Below are 14,315 nucleotides of genomic sequence, written 5' to 3' on the forward strand. Positions count from 1 at the left end.
CTCGCCATCCACCGATACCAAAAAAGCGCTTCGACCGCGATTCCCATTCTTCGAGGCGGATTTTCGAAAGCGCGTCACCTCGGCCCTGGGCCATAAAGGTGTACGCGCCGGTGTACTGATACACCTCCGCTTGCTCCGGTAGCGCGCCTTGATTTGGCATCGTCGGCAACGATGTGCCCTTCGCGTTGAAAGCGCTCGCAGGGTTCTTGTAGTCGAACGTGCGAGTGGTCAGCGACGTACTCTGCAACGTTCGTGTGCCGCTCCACTCCGTGAGTGCGTCCGATGCGACCGTCGTGCCCGCGCGTGAAAAAGTGAGCGGCAGCGGTTCGTCGAGTGCTGTCAGGCGATCGGTGATGACGAGGCGATGTGCTTTGCCGTCGCTGTCGTGCTTCCAGTAGCCGTAGAGCCCTTCCGATTCAAGGAGCCGGTGGACGAAATTCCAATCAGTTTCGTCCTGGCGGCAGAAGGAGAGTGACGGCAGGGTCCGGGACAGATGAAACTCGAAGAAGCCGCGTGCTTGGGGATGAGCGTTGAAAACGTCGGTGACGATCGACCGGTTTGTCCTGCCAGATCTTCTGGTCGCGACGAAATCGCAGGAAGTGCATCCACGAGGAGATCGTGAGCTGGTGAAATGTCAGCCCTCCGTCTGCTCCGAGACGTCTCGCTGTATGCACGTAGCCGTTGTGCGGCGCATACGAACCACCACCCTGCTGGATCCACAGCGTCGCAGGTTGCGCAATAAGGTTCTTGAGCTCGACGCTCGACGTCGTCGAAACAACATCGACGACAAACTCAAAGTCGCGCCCGAGTCGCACATCACCGATCATCTGGTGCGGGAGCAACATGTCGTGTCCCAATGACGTGTCAAGCTTGAGAAGCCGGTCTTGCTGAATCAACCCGCCTCGAATGAAATGCATTAGATTACGCACATCCATCTGCATACCTTTCTTTATCCCTACGCACGCTTGCTAAGTGGTAATTTCACTTTGCCCTCGCAGGCGATTGTACAGAACAGCGGATCTAGCGAATCTCAAAAATGGTCAATGTTGATAACGTCCGCTCCATCCCATTACTGATTATTCGTCGCGTCGATAGAAAATGACATCCGCGTAATTGAATGACTTATACGGCCCTCTGTGAACGTCTATTCTGCAGGGGTGCCGATTTTTCTACATGCCTGAACCATTGGCTGCGTACGCATTGTTGGTCACCGCGCCCCAGCGATCTGGGTTATCAGTCATATATTTATCGACGATTGCGGCCATATGCATGTTGGTCATCCCGAGATTGACGGCACAACCATGTCGCTTCACTGCACGCGGCAAGTCCTTCATCGCAATGATCGGCGCATAGAAAATGCCGTCGAAAACTCCCTCCAGATAGCGCTGCCTTTCCGAACCGCGCCCTGCTCAGTCGTTCAATTCAATGCGATAGCGAAGAGCCTCGGCGAATCCGTAGGCGGCCGGTTTTCTGAAGTGCTCGATCAATACACCATTGCACGCAGCAATCACCTTCCGCGAGGCGATATTCTCCGGATCGACCGTTAGTTCGACATAGGGCAGACCTGCTGTCTTCGCTTCGCCCAGCATCAGATTGAGCGCCTGCGTGGCGTAGCCGTTTCCCCTCTTCCACGGCACAACCGAGAAGCCGATATGTCCGAGTACGTATGACGGCAACTCGGCGGTTCCGACCTGCCAACGAAATCCGATCGCGCCGCAGAAATCACCGTCCCATATCCAGCGGACAATGCTCGGGAGCCGCGCGACGGTCGCGCCATCGGGTAAAGGAATCGGGCCGTCCGATGCAGCGGGATCGTCCAGTCCGTTCACGAATCGCACGGCATCGACGCCGATAGCATCCAATTGTTCGCGCGCGGCGATCGCCTTACGGACGTTGTCAGGCGACCATCCGGCCTCGAGCGCCGAAACGTAGCGCGGCAGCAAAGCAAGCGTAGGTCTCAACAATTCGATTGCGCTCATGCCGATCGGTGCGTGTCCGGGAAAGATGATTGTCAACGGTTTGATCGGCGGCGTCGAGCGTATCAAAATGGCCGATCGCCGACGTTCCTCCCCGCCAATTTACGATGAACCATACAAAACCCCAGCATGCAGACCTGCGCCTGCATGCCGGGGTTCTTCGCTTCCCGGCCGGCGAGCGACGAACCGCCCGCCGTTCGCGCGTCACCGCGCCGCCACTTCCGCCTTGACGGACGCCGCATCGCCGACCGCCGTCGGCGCCGCGCCCCACCCGCCGCCCAGCGCACGGATCAGATTGACGGTCGACACCGCCTGCGCACCGGTCAACTGGTTCGCCTGCAACTGCGACTGCAGCACCGAGCGCTCGCTGTCGATCACGTCGAGATACGCGACCTCGCCTTCCTGGTACTGCGTCCGCGACAGCGTCGCGGCCCGGCGCGACGCATTGACGGCCGCATCCTGCGCGCGGATCTGGTCGTCGAGCAGGCGCAGATCGGCGAGATTGTCCTCGACCTCGCGGAACGCGACGAGCACCTGCTGCCGGTAGTTCGCGACCTGCTCGTCGTACTGCGCGCGCGCCTGCTGCACGCCGGCCGCCCGCCGTCCGCCGTCGAACAGCGGCAACGTCAGCGCGGTGCCGGCGAACGGCCCGAGCAGGAACGTACGGCTCGACCACAGGAACAGGTTGCCGAGCGTCGACGCTTCATAGCCGAACGACCCGGTGATATCGAGCTTCGGGAAGTACGCCGACTTCGCGAGCCCGATCCGCGCGTTCGCGGCCGCCATCGCGCGTTCGGCCGCCGACACGTCCGGGCGGCGTTCGAGCAGCGCGGACGGCAGGCCCGGCGGAATCTTCACCGCGACCGGCACGATCGGCGTTTCCTTGAACGCGAAATCCGCGGGCGCCTTGCCGAGCAGGATGGCGAGCGCATGCTCGGACGCCGCGCGCCGGCGCGCGACGCCGACCGCATCCGCCTGCGCGCTCGCCAGTTCGTTCTTCGCGCGCGACACGTCGAGCTCGCTGATGTCGCCTTCGTTGAAGCGGCGCTGCACGAGCTTCAGTGCCTGCTCGCGCAACTCGACCGTGCGGCGGTACAGGTCCTGGTCCGAATCGAGCTGACGCAGTTCGAAGTAGTTCTGCGCGACGTCCGCCTGCAGCGCGAGCTGCACCGAACGGAACAGCGCTTCGCTCTGCGCCTGGTCGGCACGCGACGCCTCGACGTTGCGGCCGACGCGGCCGAACAGGTCGGCTTCGTACGACACCGTGCCCTGCGCGCGCCACAGCGTCGCGTTGGTCGGGCCGGTGCCCTGCGGCTGGAACTGCGACGCCGACGACAGCCCCTCGCGCGTCGGCCCGAAACCGGCGCCGACCTGCGGGAACCATTGCGAGCGCGCCGAACGCGTCGCCGCCCGCGCTTCCTCGACCCGCGCGGCCGCGGCCTTCAGGTTCTGGTTCGCGGCAAGCGCCTGCGTCTCGAGCGAATCGAGCACCGGGTCGCCGAACACCTTCCACCATTCGCCGCGGTGTTCGCCATCCGACGGCTCGGCCGTCTTCCACGTGCCGGCCTGCTCGCCGGCGGCGAGGGTCGGCGCTTCCTTGAACGCGGCGGGCGCCGCCGCGTCGGGACGCTGGTAGTCGGGGCCGACCGCACACGCGGCGAGCAGCGTCGCGAGCAGGGTGCTCGCGGCCGCCACCTTCGCGAAGCGCATCAGGCCGTTCGTGTTGTGCATGTTGTCCATCTTTCTATCCTCAAGCATCGGAAGCCGACGCACCCGACGGCGACACGCCATAACCCGCCGAGTCCTTGCCGGCGACGTGAATCTTGCCGCCCGCGAGCGTGCGCAGCACGACGTAGAACACCGGCGTCAGCATCAGCCCGAACAGCGTCACGCCGAGCATCCCGAAGAACACCGCGACCCCCATCGCATGACGCATTTCCGAACCCGCGCCGGTCGACGTGACGAGCGGCACCACGCCCATGATGAAAGCGATCGACGTCATCAGGATCGGGCGCAGCCGCAGCCGGCTCGCCTCGATCGCGGCCTCGAGCGGCGTCCTGCCGTCGTGTTCGAGCTCGCGCGCGAATTCGACGATCAGGATCGCGTTCTTCGCCGACAGCCCCACCAGCACCATCAGGCCGATCTGCGTGAAGATGTTGTTGTCGCCCTGCGTGAGCCACACGCCCGTCAGCGCCGACAGAATGCTCATCGGCACGATCAGGATCACCGCGAGCGGCAGCGTCAGGCTTTCATACAGCGCGGCGAGCACGAGGAACACGAGCAGCACGCTGATCGGGAACACCCACATCGCCGAATCGCCCGCGAGGATCTGCTGGTACGTGAGGTCGGTCCACTCGAAGCGCACGCCGCGCGGCAGCGTCTCGTGCGCGATGCGTTCGACCGCGGCCTGCGCCTGCCCCGACGAGAAGCCGGGCGCCGGGCCGCCGTTGATGTCGGCCGCCGTGTAGCCGTTGTAGCGCACGACCATTTCCGGGCCGAACGTCGGCGTCACGGTGACCAGCGACGACAGCGGCACCATCTCGCCCTTGTCGTTGCGTGTCTTCAGTTGCAGGATGTCGTCCGCGCGCTGGCGGAACGGCGCATCGGCCTGCACGCGCACCTGGTACACGCGTCCGAAGCGGTTGAAGTCGTTCACGTACAGCGAACCCAGATACACCTGCATCGTGTTGAACACGTCGGTCACCGGCACGCCGAGCTGCTTCGCCTTCACGCGGTCGAGATCGACGTTGAGCTGCGGCACGTTGATCTGGTAGCTCGTGAACAGCGGGCCGAGTTCAGGCGCCTGCTGCGCGCGCTTGATGAAGTCGTTGGTCGCATCCGACAGCTTCGCGTAGCCGACCGCGCCGCGATCCTCGATCTGCATCTTGAACCCGCCGAGCGTACCGAGGCCGAGCACCGGCGGCGGCGGGAACACCGCGACGAACGAATCCTTCATCGCGCCGTACTTCTGGTTCAGCGCACCCGCGATGGCGCCGGCCGACAGCGCCTTGCCGTGCCGTTCCGCGAACGGCTTGAGCGTGACGAACACGATGCCCGCGCTCGAGCTGTTGGTGAAGCCGTTCACCGACAGCCCCGGGAACGCGACCGCGCTCTCGACGCCCGGCTGCTTCAGCGCGATCGAACCCATGTCGCGGATCACCTTCTCGGTGCGGTCGAGCGACGCACCGTTCGGCAACTGCGCGAACGCGATCAGGTATTCCTTGTCCTGCGCGGGCACGAAGCCGCCCGGCACGACCTTCGACACGAGCACCGTCGCGCCCACCAGCACGAGATACACGCCGAGCATCAGCGTCTTGCGCGACAGCACGCCGCGCACGCCGCGGCCGTAGTTCTCCGCCCCGCGATGGAACACCTTGTTGAAGCCGCGGAAGAAGCCGCCGAGCACGCGGTTCATCACACGCGTGAGCCAGTCTTCCTTGTCGCCGTGCCCCTTCAGCAGGATCGCGGACAGCGCCGGCGACAGCGTCAGCGAGTTGAACGCCGAGATCACCGTCGAGATCGCGATGGTCATCGCGAACTGCTTGTAGAACTGGCCGGTCAGGCCCGACATGAACGCGAGCGGCACGAACACGGCGACCAGCGTCAGCGCGATCGCGATGATCGGCCCGCTCACTTCCTGCATCGCCTTGTAGGTCGCCTGCCGCGCGTTCATCCCGTTCTCGATGTTGCGCTCGACGTTCTCGACGACGACGATCGCATCGTCGACCACGATCCCGATCGCGAGCACCATCCCGAACAGCGACAACGCGTTGATCGAATACCCGAACGCCAGCAGCAGCGAGAACGTGCCGATGATCGACACCGGCACCGCGATCAGCGGAATCAGCGACGCGCGCCAGGTCTGCAGGAACACGATCACGACGATCACGACCAGCGCGATCGCTTCGAGCAGCGTGTGCACGACGGCCTTGATCGACGAGCGCACGAACTGCGTCGGGTCATAGACGATCTTGTAGTCGACGCCCGCCGGCATGTCCTGCTTCAGCTCGGCCATCGTCTTGCGCACCTCGTCCGAGATCTGCAGCGAGTTCGCGCCCGGCGACTGGTTGATCGCCATCGCGACGGCCGGCTTGTTGTCGAGCAGCGAGCGCAGCCCGTACTCGGACGCGTCGAGCTGGATCCGCGCGATGTCGCGCAGGTGCGTGACGCCGCCGTCCGGCGTCGTCTTCACGACGATGTCGCCGAATTCGTCTTCCGTCTGCAGACGGCCGCGCGCGTTCACCGACAGCTGCAGCGGCGTGCCGGGCAGCGACGGCGATGCGCCGATCACGCCGGCCGCGACCTGCACGTTCTGCTCGCGGATCGCCTGCACGACGTCCTCGGCCGACAGCCCGCGCTGCGCGACCTTCTGCGGATCGAGCCACACGCGCATCGCGTAGTCGCCCGAACCCCACAGCTGCACCTGGCCGACGCCCTGGATCCGCGACAGGCGATCCTTCACGTTGATCAGCGCGTAGTTGCGCAGGTAGGTCATGTCGTAGCGGTTGTCCGGCGAGATCAGGTGGACCACCATCGTCAGCGTCGGCGAGCTCTTCACCGTGGTGATGCCGAGCCGCTGCACGTCTTCCGGCAAGCGCGGCAGCGCCTGGTTCACGCGGTTCTGCACGAGCTGCGTGGCCTTGTCCGGATCGGTGCCCAGCTTGAACGTGACGGTGATCGTCATGTTGCCGTCGCTGTTCGCCTGCGACTGCATGTAGAGCATGTCCTCGACGCCGTTGATCTGCTCTTCCAGCGGCGACGCGACCGTCTCGGCGATCACTTTCGGGTTCGCGCCCGGGTACTGCGCCTTCACGATCACCGAAGGCGGCACGACTTCCGGATATTCCGAAATCGGCAGCAGGAACATCGCGATCACCCCGCCGAGCAGGATGATCACCGATAGGACTCCTGCAAAGATCGGCCGGTCGATAAAGAATTTGGAAATGTTCATGGGTTGCTCTGTCTGGTTGAACGCGGATGCGAAGCGGCGCGCCGCTTACGAATCCGCCTTCGCCGGTGCGGCCGGCTTCGCGGTGCTCGCGAGCGGCGCGGACGGCGCATCGCCGCCCGTCATCGGGACCATGTGCGGCTTCACCTGCTCGCCCGGACGCACGCGCTGCGTGCCGTTCACGACCACGCGGTCGCCGGCCGACAGCCCGCTCACGATCACGCGCCGGTTGCCGTGCTGCATCCCTTGCTGCACTTCGCGATACGACACGCGGCCCTGCTGGTCGACGACGAACACGAACTTCTTGTCCTGGTCGGTGTTGATCGCCGCGTCGTCGACGAGCAGCGCCTCGTGCGGCGCGCTGCCGCCCACCTTCACGCGTGCGTAGAGGCCCGGGACCAGGGTGCCGTCCGCGTTGTCGAAGCGGGCGCGCACGCGGATCGTGCCGGACGACGTGTCGAGCCGGTTGTCGACCGAATCGATCTCGCCGCTGCGCGAGTAGCCGGTTTCGTTCGCGAGGCCGAGCTCGACCGGCACCTTGCGGCCGCTGCGCGCGCCGTTGATGTATTGCAGGTAGGTCTGCTCGTCGGCGTCGAACGACGCGTAGATCGGCGACACCGATACCAGCGTCGTCAGCGGCGCGGCCGACGCGCCGGCCGACACGACGTTGCCGAGCGTGATTTCCGCGCGCGACACGCGGCCCGACACCGGCGCGGTGATGCGCGTATAGCCGAGATTGATGCGCGCCGTTTCCAGCGCGGCTTCGGCGGCCTTCAGGTTCGCGTTCGCTTCGCGCGCCGCGTTCTGCTTCTCGTCGTAGTCGCGCTTCGCGATCGCGTTGTCGCCGATCAGCCGCTGCGCGCGCTGCCAGTCGCTCTGCGCGTAACCGTTGCGGGCCTGTGCGGCCGCGAGCTGCGCGGCGGCGCGGTCGACTTCCGCCTGGTACGGGCGCGGGTCGATCACGAACAGCACGTCGCCCTTCTTCACGAGCGCGCCGTCCTTGAAGTTCACCGCGACGATCGTGCCCGACACCTGCGGGCGCACGTCGACTTTCTCGACCGCCTCGAGGCGGCCCGAATAGCTTTGCCAGTCGGTCACGGTCTGCGGCACGACGGTCGCGACGTCGACTTCGGGCAGCGGCGCCGCCGCTTTCTCGGGGGCGTTCGCGCTCACGCGCATCGCGCCGAACGTGCCGAGGCCGACGACGGCGAGCGTGACGATCGCCGCGGTCGCGATTCGGGAACGGGAGGTGCGTAGGATGGCCATGTGGATCTCCAGTAAGCGTGGATTGGTTCTGGTTATTCGGGACGGTTCGGCTGGCGGGCCTGGAAGCGGCACTGGAAGAAGCGCACGGCTTCCTCGAATGCGGCTTCGTGCGTGGCGAGCGCGGCGTGCGTGATGTCCGGGTAGCGGATCACCTGCGTGAGCACGCCCGACGAGATCAGGCAGCCCGCATAGTTCTCCGCTTCGACGTGCAGCACGTCGTTCTGCGCGGTGACGACGAGCGTCGGCGGCAGCCCCGCGAGGCGCACCGATTCGATCGGCGCCGCGTACGGGTGCATGCGCTGCGCGGCCTGCGGCAGATACGCGCGATAGCAGGCCGCGCATTCGCGCGCGGTGATGTCGGACGCGAGGCGCTCGGCGTCGCCGATGCGCGTCATGCTCGGGTCGAGCATCGGCCCGAACAGCGCCTGCGCGGCGATCGACACTTCGCCGCGGTCACGTGCGATGAAGGCGAGGCAGTTCGCGAGCTGGCCGCCCGCGTCGTGCCCGGCGACCCCGATCTTCTTCGGGTTCCCGCCGAACGCGCGGGCGCGCGTCGCGGCCCACACGGCGGCGCGATACGCATCCTCCGGCGCGGCCGGAAAAGGAAAGGCCGGCGCGAGCGAATAATCGACCGACACTACGAGAGCTGGTAAGCGTTCTGCTAAAAAACGCGCGGCGAAATCCGCGTCTTCGAGCGAACCGCGGACGAAGCCGCCGCCGTGGAAATAAAGCACTACTGGCAACCCGGTCTTGTCCGGGCGGCGGTAGAGACGCAGCACGATGTCCTGCGCGTAGCCGGGAATTTCCACTTCGGCAACCGTCAGCGCCGCGCCCGCTATGGCTTGCGCGGGCAGCGCGGCTTTCAGGAATTTGCTGAATTCAGAAGCGTCCATGACGATGCAGCATCCATTTCGAGATGGAACGAATTCTGGGTCCGGCAGACATTGGGATAAATGCCTATAATCCGGCAACACAATTCAACGCCCCCGAACAATCCGAGGCTGCGTTTACCCACGAGGTAGCGCAGCCTTCTTGTTCCGGCGGCAAATTAAATTGCGGAGGTTGTGATGGACCGGCTTCAGGCCATGCAGGTGTTTACTCGCGTCGTCGATACAAGCAGCTTCACCAAGGCAGCAGAAACGCTCAGCTTGCCGCGAGCGTCCGTCACGACGATCATCCAGAATCTCGAAGCATTCCTCGGCGTGCGGCTGATGCACCGGACCACGCGCCGGCTCTCGCTCACGCCGGACGGCGCCGCGTACTACGAACGATGCGTGCGGATCCTCGCGGACGTCGAGGAAACCGAAGCAAGCTTCCAGGCCAACAACCGGAAGCCGCACGGAAAGTTGCGTATCGACATGCCGGGCTCGATCGGGCGGCTGCTCGTGATTCCGTCGCTGTGCGAGTTCCATACGCGCTACCCGGACATCGACCTGCAACTCGGCCTGTCCGATCGGCCGGTCGACCTGCTGCAGGAAGGCGTCGACTGCGTGATCCGCGTCGGTGCGCTGCAGGACTCGTCGCTCGTCGCACGCCGCGTCGGCCTGTTCGAATGCGTGACCGTCGCGTCGCCCGATTATCTCGAGCGCCACGGCGAGCCGCAGACGATCGACGACCTGAACCAGCACAAGGCCGTCAACTACTTCTCGAGCCGCACGGGCCGCACGATCGACTGGACCTTCCTGATCGACGGCAAGGAAGTCGAGATGAAGATGGAGGGCATCGTGTCGGTAAACGACGCGGATGCGTACGTGACGTGCGGAATCGAAGGCTTCGGGCTGATCCAGCCGCCGCTGTTCATGGTGCTGCCGCACTTGCGCGAAGGCCGGCTCAAGGAAGTGCTGCCCGGCGTCAAGCCGTTGCCGATGCCGATTTCGGTCGTGTATCCGCACAGCCGCCATCTGTCGCCGAAGGTGCGCGTGTTCGTCGACTGGGTGGCCGAAGTGTTCGACCGTTGCCCGCTGCTGAGCGGCAAGGGCAGCCTCGACGCGACGTGCAGCAAGCGCACGTTCGAGGAAGCCGAACGCGCGCCGGTGCTCGATACGCCGGTCATCAACGAGTGGGTCGCGTAATCGCCTGACCTCCGCGCGCGGGCCGGACGGCACGCGCGTCATCCCGCCTGAGCGCCGCCCGGCACGCCTGTCAAGCGCGGCGCCCCGATCCTTCCCGAATCCGCAGTAAACCTTTGCGCGACCCGCGGCAATCGGCCGCGTGCGTCGTCGCGGGTCGTTGCGCGTCGCCGTCGCGCATCCCGGCGAAGCCCGCGCCGCGGGGCTCCCGGCCATTTCCGCATAACCCTGCCGGCGGTGCGGATGACGATTGTTCCACTGACACGACAATTCAATTCGCGTCTGCCGCATTTATCGCACCGGAACAGATACCTAGAGTAAACCCTGTCGCGCACCTCGTTGCGCATCGAACAGATCCCGCCTGGCGGGACCGGAGTCAGCGCTCGAGCGCCAGCTCCGACATCTCTAGGAGTGACGCCATGAACCGCCGCCATCTTCTCTCGGCCCTTGCTCTCGCGCTTGCGGTGTCCGCACCGGCCTTCGCCGATTCGGGTACCCCGCATGCCGGCGACTACGGCAACACGTCGTGGTACTCGCAACACAACGGCCCGCGGACGCGCGCCGAAGTGAGCGCGGAAGTCGTGCAGGCCCGCAAGGACGGCACGCTCGCATACCTGCGCAAGGCGACTTCGTATCCGCAAGGGCTCGAACTCGCACAAAGCCCGTATCGCTCGACGCCGGAAGGCAACCAGCTCGCCGGCGGGGGCCGGTAAACGCGCGACGCCGCGCGGCGGGTTGCCCCGCGCGCGGCGTTTCGAACGACTTTGTCGACGACTCGCCGAGTCAGTTAGTTGCAGGAGCACATGATGAACGATCAACTTCCTTCGCCGCTCGATCACTGGGACGACACCACGCCGGTCTGGACGCCGTTCCGTTCGGCCCCGCAATCGCATTGACTGCGTTGACCGCCGGCTGAGTCATCGTCCGGCCGTCAACGACGCGGCACGCCGTCGCGCCATTCGCCCCAGTGCGTGACGATGTCCTGCACCAGCGGATTACCCGCGCGGTACAGGTTTTCGGTCGCCGGGGCGAAGCCGCCCTGGTCCGCGTAGTTCAACAGGTTGTCGGCGCTCGTCTGCCCCGCGTACGGCCGATCGAAATCGGACCCGGTGCGCAGCACGGCCACACGCGACAGGTCGACCCGCTTCACGCTCGCCGCGCGCTTGAGCGCTTCATACGTCGCGTTGTCCTCCTGCGCGGTCATGCAGTAGGTGCCCTTGCCGTCCGTCAGGATCTTGGTCCACTGACGCGCGCGCTCGCCGATCAGCGTGCCCGAGAACCATGTGTTGCCCGACGACGTATCGCACTGGATCACCGTCGGCGGCCGGTTCGCCGGCGCATACGTGAACTTCGCGCGCGCAGCCTGCGCCTGGGCGCTATCGGCGAGCACGACGTTGCGCGACAGCGCGTACGCGGCGTCGGTCAGCTGCGGGTTGAGCTGGAACACTTCGGTGCGATAGTCGAGCGGCGGCTTGTCGTTCGGGCTCTTCGTGTTGATGCCGAGAAAGCCGGTGTTCCACCCGGCCGGAATCTCGCGCGCATCGAGCTCCCACTGCAGGCTGAAATCGACGAGGTATTTCGACCACGCGGCCGATCCGACCGTGCCCTGTGCGGGGTCGACGCCCGCGATGCCCGAGATCAGGAAATAGGTGCGACGCAGATCGAAGCGTGGCGAGAACGTGAGCGCCATGGTCGTCGCCGACGCGTTCGCATAGCCCATCCCGGTCGTGACCACGCACACGTCCTGCTTGTTGCAGTGGACAGCCGGATAGTCGGGCGACAGGCCCGGCACGGTGATGTCGCGCCACGGGCCGAGCCGGTCGAGCCATGCCTGGCCTTCCGGGCCGAACATCGTGATGATCATGACCTTGACCGGGCGGCCATGCGAGCCGGTCTCGGCGAATGCTGCATTGCCTGCATCGTTGCCCTGGTTGTCCTGCGCGATCGACGGCGCGGTCGCACAGGCGGCAAGCGAGAATGCGGCGGCGGAAAGGATGGAGCGAGTCAGCATCGGCGTTCCTTGTTTCGGTGATGTTGGGTGAGAACGGCTCTCGGAGACTGCGCGACGAGTATAGAACGGGCGTACGCGATGCGGAACCCGGCTACGAAACGGCTGGCGGTGTTTCGTGCGAACGGAGGCGTGTTGCGCGACGGAAAATCGCGCATTCGTCGCGGCCTTGCAAACATCAGGAATGCTATCGGGTTCGTCGCCGTGCGCGACGTCGGTCGCTTCGCGCCGCGCTACACGCGCATCAGCCCCGCGACGCCGTAGCCGAGCACGACGAGTGCGGCGACCCCATGGCTCGCCGCGAGCCACGCTGGCGATTTCACGAAACGCCCGATCGCGCTGCCGCCGAACGCGAACACGAGCTGCCCGGCGAGACTGCCCGCGAACACGCACGCGGCGCCGAGCAGCCAGTGCCGATGCGCGCCGGCGGCAGCGGTCGCATAGCCGTAGAACAGCAGGATGGTCAGCGGGTTCGCGAGCGTGACGAAGAACATCGACATGAACGGGCGATTGCCCGGCGGCGGCGGGACGTCGCCATCGAGCGTGCGGCGCCGGTCACGCAGCGCCTGCCACAGCATCCGCGCGCCCATCGCGAGCAGCACGCACGCACCGACCAGGCGGAACAGCGACAGATGCGACGCGAGCGTGCCCGCGAGCAGCGCGCCGATGGTGAACGCGACGACCGCATAACAGCCGTCGGCAGCGGCCACTCCGATCGCCGCGCGCACGCCGGTCGCCGTGCCGGCGCGCATGCCGTAGTTCGCGATCATCAGCGCGACGGGCCCGACCGACAGCGCGATCATCAGCCCGAACAGGAAGTCGTTCATCGGTCGTCGATGGCATCAATACCGTCGATGGAAGGCATCGATTCCAGCGACGTCGAAACGATACGCGGTATGAATCCGGCGTCAGGCGACGTCGACGCGTGCGGGCCCGTCCGCCATCTCGCCGATCACGGCCGCGCGGTCGAAGCCGTCGGCACGGAAGCACGCGAGCACGTCGTCGACCGCCTCCGGCACGCACGCGACCAGCAGCCCGCCCGACGTCTGCGGATCGGTCAGCAGCGCCTGCGCGACGGGCGGCAGCCCGTCGGCGAGCCGTACGTCGGTGCCGTACGCGGCCCAGTTGCGGCCCGACGCGCCGGTGAACACACCGTCGGCCACGAACGTCTCGACGCCCGCGAGCCACGGCAGCGACGCATAGTGCACGCGCGCGGTGAGCTGCGCGCCGCGCGCCAGTTCGAGCGTATGGCCGAGCAGCCCGAAGCCGGTGACGTCGGTCAGCGCATGCACGCCCGGCAGCGCGGCGAGCTCGGCGCCCGGCCGGTTCAGCTTGGTGGTCGTCGCGACCATCTGCGCGTAGCCGTCGGCGTCGAGCTGGTTCTTCTTCAGCGCGGCCGACAGCACGCCGACGCCGAGCGGCTTGCCGAGCACGAGCACGTCGCCCGCGCGCGCGGCCGCGTTGCGCTTCACGCGCGACGGATGCACGACGCCGATCGCCGCGAGCCCGTAGATCGGCTCGACCGAATCGATCGAATGACCGCCCGCGACCGGAATGCCGGCATCCGCGCACACCGATTCGCCGCCGCGCAGCACGGCCGCGATCGTCTCGTGCGGCAGCACGTTGATCGGCATGCCGACCAGCGCGAGCGCGAGGATCGGCTTGCCGCCCATCGCATAGACGTCGGACAGCGCGTTGGTGGCCGCGATGCGGCCGAAGTCGAACGGATCGTCGACGATCGGCATGAAGAAATCGGTGGTCGCGACGATCGCCTGCTCGTCGTTGAGCCGGTAGACGGCCGCGTCGTCGGACGTCTCGGTGCCGACCAGCAGATCCGGGAACAGCGCGGGCGGCGTCGCGCGCTTGAGCAGCTCGGACAGCACGCCCGGCGCGATCTTGCAGCCGCAGCCGCCCCCGTGCGACAGGCTCGTGAGGCGCGGAACGGCAGGCTGGGCTTGGGTGGCTTCGGTCATCGTCGGCATCCGGTGAATAACAACGTTCTATTATCGACAATTCCGCGCGAGCGCGCCGGATACCCACATAATTGA

Annotated in this window: 11 protein-coding genes and 1 pseudogene; 2 read left to right on the forward strand and 10 right to left on the reverse strand. The window is 66.0% G+C overall.

Annotated features, from left to right (window positions below; genetic code table 11):
* The 7 genes and pseudogenes from H0X95_RS25730 to H0X95_RS25760 all read right to left on the reverse strand — a co-directional run.
* A pseudogene (locus H0X95_RS25730) lies at nt 1-935 on the reverse strand (phage late control D family protein); the annotation flags it as partial.
* A gap of 234 nt (nt 936-1,169) precedes the next feature.
* The gene (locus H0X95_RS25735) at nt 1,170-1,334 is read right to left on the reverse strand and encodes a hypothetical protein (RefSeq protein WP_154641174.1); all 165 of its coding nucleotides are present in this window, start codon (nt 1,332-1,334) and stop codon (nt 1,170-1,172) included.
* Nucleotides 1,335-1,409: 75 nt separating this feature from the next.
* Nucleotides 1,410-1,979, reverse strand: a complete 570-nt coding sequence (locus tag H0X95_RS25740) for a GNAT family N-acetyltransferase (RefSeq protein ID WP_059722081.1) — start codon at nt 1,977-1,979, stop codon at nt 1,410-1,412.
* A gap of 201 nt (nt 1,980-2,180) precedes the next feature.
* Nucleotides 2,181-3,716, reverse strand: coding sequence for a multidrug efflux transporter outer membrane subunit OpcM (gene opcM / locus H0X95_RS25745; protein ID WP_006494234.1), 1,536 nt, complete (start codon nt 3,714-3,716; stop codon nt 2,181-2,183).
* Between the two features lie 10 nt (nt 3,717-3,726).
* A complete protein-coding gene (gene ceoB, locus H0X95_RS25750) occupies nt 3,727-6,927 on the reverse strand; it encodes a multidrug efflux RND transporter permease subunit CeoB (RefSeq protein WP_006484500.1) in 3,201 nt (1,066 codons plus the stop codon).
* 45 nt (nt 6,928-6,972) lie between these two features.
* Nucleotides 6,973-8,190, reverse strand: coding sequence for a multidrug efflux RND transporter periplasmic adaptor subunit CeoA (ceoA, locus tag H0X95_RS25755; protein ID WP_058902350.1), 1,218 nt, complete (start codon nt 8,188-8,190; stop codon nt 6,973-6,975).
* 32 nt (nt 8,191-8,222) lie between these two features.
* Entirely contained in the window at nt 8,223-9,083 is an 861-nt protein-coding gene (locus H0X95_RS25760) for an alpha/beta hydrolase (RefSeq protein ID WP_006484499.1), read from the reverse strand.
* Nucleotides 9,084-9,257: 174 nt separating this feature from the next.
* On the opposite strand from H0X95_RS25760, the gene ceoR reads away from it, so the two are divergent.
* Both ceoR and H0X95_RS25770 read left to right on the forward strand, forming a co-directional pair.
* A complete protein-coding gene (gene ceoR / locus H0X95_RS25765) occupies nt 9,258-10,262 on the forward strand; it encodes a putative multidrug efflux transcriptional regulator CeoR (RefSeq protein ID WP_006484497.1) in 1,005 nt (334 codons plus the stop codon).
* Between the two features lie 416 nt (nt 10,263-10,678).
* Complete coding sequence (locus H0X95_RS25770; protein ID WP_006491979.1) at nt 10,679-10,972, forward strand: DUF4148 domain-containing protein; 294 nt, start codon at nt 10,679-10,681, stop codon at nt 10,970-10,972.
* Nucleotides 10,973-11,190: 218 nt separating this feature from the next.
* Here H0X95_RS25770 and H0X95_RS25775 read toward each other — a convergent pair whose 3' ends face one another.
* The 3 genes from H0X95_RS25775 to selD form a co-directional block, all read right to left on the reverse strand.
* Nucleotides 11,191-12,270 carry a purine-nucleoside phosphorylase gene (locus H0X95_RS25775; protein WP_059722083.1) on the reverse strand — a complete coding sequence of 360 codons (1,080 nt, stop codon included), beginning with the start codon at nt 12,268-12,270 and terminating at the stop codon, nt 11,191-11,193.
* 230 nt (nt 12,271-12,500) lie between these two features.
* Entirely contained in the window at nt 12,501-13,094 is a 594-nt protein-coding gene (locus tag H0X95_RS25780; RefSeq protein WP_058902351.1) for a LysE family translocator, read from the reverse strand.
* An 81-nt stretch (nt 13,095-13,175) separates the two neighbouring features.
* Entirely contained in the window at nt 13,176-14,240 is a 1,065-nt protein-coding gene (selD, locus tag H0X95_RS25785) for a selenide, water dikinase SelD (RefSeq protein WP_006494230.1), read from the reverse strand.
* Between the last annotated feature and the right edge of the window lie 75 nt (nt 14,241-14,315).

Source organism: Burkholderia sp. 9779_493 (assembly GCF_015712215.1).
Classification (GTDB): domain Bacteria; phylum Pseudomonadota; class Gammaproteobacteria; order Burkholderiales; family Burkholderiaceae; genus Burkholderia; species Burkholderia cenocepacia.

What these genes read in the sequence shown, in the direction of transcription:
- H0X95_RS25735 (WP_154641174.1), bottom strand. Translation starts at nt 1,334, where the DNA reads ATGAAGGACTTGCCGCGTGCAGTGAAGCGACATGGTTGTGCCGTCAAT.
- H0X95_RS25740 (WP_059722081.1), bottom strand. Translation starts at nt 1,979, where the DNA reads ATGAGCGCAATCGAATTGTTGAGACCTACGCTTGCTTTGCTGCCGCGC.
- opcM (WP_006494234.1), bottom strand. Translation starts at nt 3,716, where the DNA reads ATGGACAACATGCACAACACGAACGGCCTGATGCGCTTCGCGAAGGTG.
- ceoB (WP_006484500.1), bottom strand. Translation starts at nt 6,927, where the DNA reads ATGAACATTTCCAAATTCTTTATCGACCGGCCGATCTTTGCAGGAGTC.
- ceoA (WP_058902350.1), bottom strand. Translation starts at nt 8,190, where the DNA reads ATGGCCATCCTACGCACCTCCCGTTCCCGAATCGCGACCGCGGCGATC.
- H0X95_RS25760 (WP_006484499.1), bottom strand. Translation starts at nt 9,083, where the DNA reads ATGGACGCTTCTGAATTCAGCAAATTCCTGAAAGCCGCGCTGCCCGCG.
- ceoR (WP_006484497.1), top strand. Translation starts at nt 9,258, where the DNA reads ATGGACCGGCTTCAGGCCATGCAGGTGTTTACTCGCGTCGTCGATACA.
- H0X95_RS25770 (WP_006491979.1), top strand. Translation starts at nt 10,679, where the DNA reads ATGAACCGCCGCCATCTTCTCTCGGCCCTTGCTCTCGCGCTTGCGGTG.
- H0X95_RS25775 (WP_059722083.1), bottom strand. Translation starts at nt 12,270, where the DNA reads ATGCTGACTCGCTCCATCCTTTCCGCCGCCGCATTCTCGCTTGCCGCC.
- H0X95_RS25780 (WP_058902351.1), bottom strand. Translation starts at nt 13,094, where the DNA reads ATGAACGACTTCCTGTTCGGGCTGATGATCGCGCTGTCGGTCGGGCCC.
- selD (WP_006494230.1), bottom strand. Translation starts at nt 14,240, where the DNA reads ATGACCGAAGCCACCCAAGCCCAGCCTGCCGTTCCGCGCCTCACGAGC.